Annotated in this window: 7 protein-coding genes; 5 read left to right on the forward strand and 2 right to left on the reverse strand. The window is 71.5% G+C overall.

Annotated features, from left to right (window positions below; all coding sequences use genetic code 11):
* The 3 genes from AC01Y6_RS09375 to AC01Y6_RS09385 all read left to right on the forward strand — a co-directional run.
* On the forward strand, positions 1-163 hold a 163-nt coding region (locus AC01Y6_RS09375; protein WP_476671261.1), incomplete at its 5' end, for an SDR family oxidoreductase.
* Between the two features lie 107 nt (positions 164-270).
* The gene (locus AC01Y6_RS09380) at positions 271-534 is read left to right on the forward strand and encodes a hypothetical protein (RefSeq protein ID WP_347240219.1); all 264 of its coding nucleotides are present in this window, start codon (positions 271-273) and stop codon (positions 532-534) included.
* A complete protein-coding gene (locus tag AC01Y6_RS09385; RefSeq protein WP_476671262.1) occupies positions 534-1,700 on the forward strand; it encodes a serine hydrolase domain-containing protein in 1,167 nt (388 codons plus the stop codon). The genes AC01Y6_RS09380 and AC01Y6_RS09385 overlap by 1 nt, the downstream gene beginning before the upstream one ends.
* 39 nt (positions 1,701-1,739) lie before the next feature.
* Here AC01Y6_RS09385 and mntR read toward each other — a convergent pair whose 3' ends face one another.
* Positions 1,740-2,399, reverse strand: coding sequence for a manganese-dependent transcriptional regulator MntR (mntR, locus tag AC01Y6_RS09390; protein ID WP_347240222.1), 660 nt, complete (start codon positions 2,397-2,399; stop codon positions 1,740-1,742).
* A 23-nt stretch (positions 2,400-2,422) separates the two neighbouring features.
* Here mntR and AC01Y6_RS09395 point away from each other — a divergent pair, with 23 nt between their 5' ends.
* Entirely contained in the window at positions 2,423-4,000 is a 1,578-nt protein-coding gene (locus AC01Y6_RS09395; RefSeq protein ID WP_476671256.1) for a gamma-glutamyltransferase family protein, read from the forward strand.
* Here AC01Y6_RS09395 and AC01Y6_RS09400 read toward each other — a convergent pair.
* On the reverse strand, positions 3,997-4,875 hold the full coding sequence (locus AC01Y6_RS09400; protein WP_476671257.1) for a DUF72 domain-containing protein: 879 nt from the start codon (positions 4,873-4,875) through the stop codon (positions 3,997-3,999). The genes AC01Y6_RS09395 and AC01Y6_RS09400 overlap by 4 nt on opposite strands.
* Before the next feature lie 48 nt (positions 4,876-4,923).
* Here AC01Y6_RS09400 and AC01Y6_RS09405 point away from each other — a divergent pair.
* Positions 4,924-5,253: 2-thiouracil desulfurase family protein (locus AC01Y6_RS09405; protein WP_476671259.1), on the forward strand; the 330-nt coding region annotated here is incomplete at its 3' end.

The raw sequence follows: 5,253 nt of genomic DNA on the forward strand, positions 1-5,253 counted from the left end.
GGCGATGGCCAAGGCCATCGCCGCCACGCCCTTGGGCCGGGCGGGGAAGCCTTTGGAGGTGGCCTACGCCGCCCTCTTTTTGGTCTCCGACGAGTCCAGCTTCATCACCGGCCAGGTCCTCTTCGTGGACGGGGGGAGGACGGTCGGGGCGGCCCCCGCCTGATAGGTACCCCACCGCGGCTTTCGCCGCGGTGGGGGCCCCAAAAGGTCTAGCCTTCGCTCGGGCATCAACCGGGGTGCGGGAGGCGGAAGAGGGTGTAGGCTTGGGGCATGCGGGTTCTCGGCGGGTTCCTCCTCCTGGTGGGGCTCGTCCTCGCCTGGTTTCTCCTGAGCCCCTTCGTGGCCCTGGCCCTCGCCATCTTCGCCCTCCTCCTCGCCGCCTTGGCCCTCCCCGTGGCCCTGTTCCTCGCCCTCTTGGGGGCCGCCCTCGGCCTTTTGGGCTTCTTCGCGAAGTGGCTCTTGCCCTTGGGGCTTCTTCTCCTCGCCCTCTGGCTCCTTTTGGGCCCAAGGAAGCCCGTTCCTGAGGGGTGGTGATGGACCTGAGGAGGCTTGACGCCTACTTCCGGCGCATGGTGGAGGAGGGCCTCCTCCCCGGGGCCGTGGTCCTGGTGGCCCGGGGAGGGGAGGTGGCCTTCCTGGGGGTCTACGGGTACCTGGACCCGGGGCGGGGGCTTCCCATGCGGGAGGACGCCCTCTTCCGCCTCTACTCCATGACCAAGCCCTGGGTTTCGGCCCTGGCCCTCACCTTCGTGGAGGAGGGGAAGCTTTCCCTCCTGGACCCGGTGGAGAAGTACCTGCCCGGCTTTGCCGCCCTCAAGGTGGGCCGGGAGGTGGGGGAGGAGGTGGTCTTGGAGCCCCTGAAGCGCCCCCTCACCGTCTACGACCTCCTCCGCCACACGGCGGGCCTCACCTACGGGGTCTTCTTCCGCTCCCCGGTGAAGGGGCTTTACCTCGAGGCCGGGGTGGACCGGTTTGACCTCTCCCGGGAGGCCTTCTTGGAGCGCCTCGCCGCCCTTCCCCTGCGCTTCCAGCCGGGTGAGGCCTTTGAGTACGGCCTCGCCACCGACCTCCTCGGCCACCTCCTGGAGGCCCTTTCGGGGCGGAGCCTGGCGGAGCTTTTGGAGGAGAGGGTCTTCCTTCCCCTCGGCATGGAGGACTCGGGCTTCCAGGCCCTGGACCCCGCCCGCCTGGCCCAGCCTTTCCCCAAGGACCCGGAGACGGGCCGAAGCCTCCGCCTCCTCCCGGTGGAAAGCCCCCCGCCCCGCTACGCCGGGGGGATGGGGGGCGTGGGGACGGCCCGGGACTACCTCCGCTTCCTCGAGGCCCTAAGGACGGGGAAGGGCCTCCTCCACCCCGCCCTGGCCCGCTTCATGGTGCAGGACCACCTGGGGGCCCTCTACCCCGAGGGCCTCAAGCGGGGCCCCGAGTACCTGCCCGGGCCCGGGTACAGCTTCGGCCTCGGGGTGGCGGTGCGGGTGGAGCCCATGGGCTTTTCCCCGGCCTCTCCCGGGGAGTGGACCTGGGCGGGCTTCGGCGGCACCTTCTTCTTCGTGGACCCCTTCCGGGAGATCGCCGCCCTCTACCTCGCCCAGGCCCCGAACCTCCTTTCCGTCCTGGAGCCGGAAAAGGCCCTCCACTCCCGGCTTGGGGCCAGGCTCCAGCACGCCTTCCGCACCCTGGTCTACCTGGGCCTGGAGTGAAGTAGCTCCGCCGCCTCCAGGTTCCCGGGGCGCATGCCCCTAGCCCAAAGGCTCCACCCCCACCGCCTGGGCCAGGGCCCGGGGCAGGAGGTACACTTCCCCCTCCACCTCCACCCGCACGCCTTCGCCCCCCTCCAGCACCCTCAGGGTCCGGCCCGGGGTGAGGCCGAGCCGGGCGAGGAGGTTCAGGGTGCCCCGGTCCTGGGCCAGGGCGCGGGCCACCCGGGCCCGCCCCAGGGGGGCCTCGGTGAGGGGGAGGGCCCTGGAGGAGGGGAGGGTCAGGTCCTTGGTGGGGATGGGGTCCCCGTGGGGGTCAAAGGGGGGGTGGCCCAGGGCCTCGGCGATCCTCTCTTCCAGGTCCTCGCTGATCACGTGCTCCAGCCTCTCCGCCTCCTGGTGGACCTCCTCCCAGCCGTAGCCCAGGGCCTGGTGGAGGTAGGCCTCGAGGAGGCGGTGGTGGCGCAGGACCTCGAGGGCCACCTTCCTTCCCCGCTCCGTGAGCCGGGCCCCCCGGTAGGGCTCGTGCTCCACGAGGCCCAGGGCCTTGAGCTTCTTCAGCATCTCCGTCACGGAGGGCGGCTTGACCGAGAGGCGCTCCGCCAGGGCCTGCGTGGGGACGGGCCCCCCCAGGGCCTCCTCCAGAAGGAAAAGGTGCTTCAGGTAGTCCTCCTGGGCCTCGGTGAGGGGCGGCCTCGCCATCCCCCTAAAGGTAGCATGAGGGCATGGACCTCACCCACTACCCCTACGCCTCCCGCCGCCACGTGGTCCTGGGAAGGCGGGGCGCGGTGGCCACGAGCCAGCCCCTTGCGGCCCTTTCGGGAATGGAGGTCCTCCTCAAAGGGGGAAGCGCCGCGGACGCCGCCCTCGCCATGGCCGCTTGCCTCACCGTGGTGGAGCCTACCGCCAACGGGATCGGGGGGGACCTCTTCGCCTTGGTGTGGGACGGGGCCCTCCACGGCCTGAACGCCTCCGGGAAAAGCCCCATGGCCCTCACTCCCGAGCGCCTGCCCGAGGGAAGGATGCCGGAAAGGGGCTGGCTTCCCGTGACCGTGCCCGGGGCGGTCTCGGGGTGGCGGGCCCTGCACCAGCGCTGGGGCAGGCTTCCCTTCGCCGAGGTCCTCGCCCCCGCCATCCGCTACGCCGAGGAGGGCTTTCCCGTGGGGCCGGAGACGGCGAGGAGCTGGCGGCGGGCGGAGGGCGTTTTTCTCCCCCTGGAGGGGCCCGAGTTCCAGGCCTTCAAGGAGGTCTTCTTCCCCGGGGGGAGGGCCCCAAGGGCGGGGGAGGTGTGGCGGAGCCCCCTCCACGCCAAGACCTTGAGGGAGATCGCGGAGAGCTACGGGGAAAGCCTCTACCGGGGGCCCCTGGCCGAGGCCCTCCTCCGCTTCAGCGAGGCCACGGGGGGGCTCCTTGCCCGGGAGGACCTCGAGGGCCACGCCCCGGAGTGGGTGGCCCCCCTTTCCACGGAGTACAAGGGCCTCACCGTGTGGGAGCTTCCCCCAAACGGCCAGGGGGTGGCGGTCCTCCTCGCCCTGAACCTCCTCTTGGGGTTTGACCTGAGGCCGGAGGACCCCTGGAGCTACCACGTGCAGATTGAGGCCATGCGCCTCGCCCTGGCGGACACCTACCGCTTCGTGGCCGACCCCCGGCACATGGAGCTCTCCCCGGAGGCCTTCCTGTCCAAGGCCTACGCGGCGGAGAGGAGGAGGCTCATCGGGGAAAGGGCCCTTCCCCGGGTCCTTCCCGGGCTTCGCCCCGAGGGGACGGTCTACCTCGCGGCGGCGGACGGGGAGGTGATGGTCTCCCTGATCCAGTCCAACTACCAGGGGTTCGGCTCCGGGGTCCTGGTGCCGGGGACGGGGATCGCCCTGCAGAACCGGGGCCTGGGGTTTTCCCTGGAGGAGGGGCACCCGAACCGGGTGGGGCCGGGGAAGCGGCCCTTCCACACCCTCATCCCGGGCTTCCTCACCCGGGAGGGGAGGCCCCTTGGGCCCTTCGGGGTCATGGGGGGGTTCATGCAGCCCCAGGGGCACGTCCAGGTGGTGGTGGGCCTCGCCGACTTCGGCCTGAACCCCCAGGCGGCCCTGGACCGGCCCCGCTGGCAGGTGGTGCCGGGGGACGAGGTGCTCCTGGAGCCCGGCATCCCCCAGGCCACGGCGCTTTTCCTCAAGGACCTCGGGCACCGGGTGCGCTACGAGGCGGAGTACGGCCTCTTCGGGCGGGGGCAGGCGGTCTTCCGCCTGGGGGAGGCCCTCGTGGGGGCGAGCGACCCCAGGGCCGAGGGGCTCGCCCTGGCCCTCTAGAGGCCCAGAAGGCGCTTCAGGCCCAGGGCGGCCTCCACCCCTTGGGTGCCGTAGTTGTTGTTGAAGATGATATAGACCCGCTCCGCCCTTTCCGCCAGGGTGCGGGTGGCCTGGGCGAGGTCCAGAAGCTCCTCCTCGGAGTAGCGCCAGTTGAAGCGCTCGTAGGGGGCTCGGTGGGGTCCCTTCCAGGTCTCGGCGTTCCGCCCGTGGCAGCGGAGGACGGCCACCTCCCGGGTGGGCTCCAGGACCCTGGGCGGGGCCTCGGGGTGGGGGGGCGCGTCCACGCTCACGTGGACGAGGCCGAGGCGGGCGAGCTCCTTTTTCACGAAGCCCCAGGCGGCGTACCACCTGGGGTTTCGGAACTCCACCGCCACCAGGTACCCCTGGGTCCTTTCCGCCAGGCGCTCCAGGTACTGGAAGCTCCGGGGCTTGGGCTCGGTCCAGGGGGGAAGGCCGAAGTGGAGGTAGCCCAGCTTGCCCGCTTCCTTCAGGGGCTCTAGGGCGGCGAAAAAGCGCCCCCAGGCCTCCTCCACCACCTCCTCCGGCACCTCCCGCTGGGGGAGGTGGCCTTCCTTTTGGGGGAGGAGGGCCTTGAGGTCCTTGGGAAGGGCGCCCGCCTCCAGGCCGTGCCCGGTGAAGGCGGAGAAGGCCTTGACGTGGAAGAGGAAGCCCTTTGGGGTCCTCTCCGCCCACTTCCGCACCGCCTCGAGGCGGGGCAGGGCGTAGAAGGTGCTGTCCACCTCCACGGTGTCAAAGAAGCGGGCGTAGTGGCGGAGGCGCTTTTCCGGGTGGTTTCTCGCCCCGGGAGGGTACCAGCCCGAGGCGAGGAGGGTGGGGTCGGTCCAGCTCGCCGTGCCCACGCGGACTTCCGCCACCCCTCCATTCTAGGGCCCTTCTTGGCCGCCGCCCGCTACCATGGGGTCATGGCCTCCTCCTGGCCCAAGCCCCGCCTCGTGGTGAGCGCCTGCCTGGGGTTCGCCGCGGTGCGCTACTCGGGGGAGCTCATCCCCGACAAGGTCGTGGCCGCCCTGAGGGAGCACGTGGACTTCGCCCCGGTCTGCCCCGAGGTGGAGATCGGCCTCGGGGTGCCGAGGCCCGTGGTGCGCCTGGTGCGGGGGGAAGGGGGTCCCAGGATGGTCCAGCCCCGGACCGGGGAGGACCTCACGGAGAGGATGGAGGCCTTCGCCGAGGCCTTCCTGCGGGGCCTCGGGCGGGTGGAGGGCTTCCTCCTCAAGAACCGCTCCCCCTCTTGC

The organism is Thermus sp., assembly GCF_056332225.1.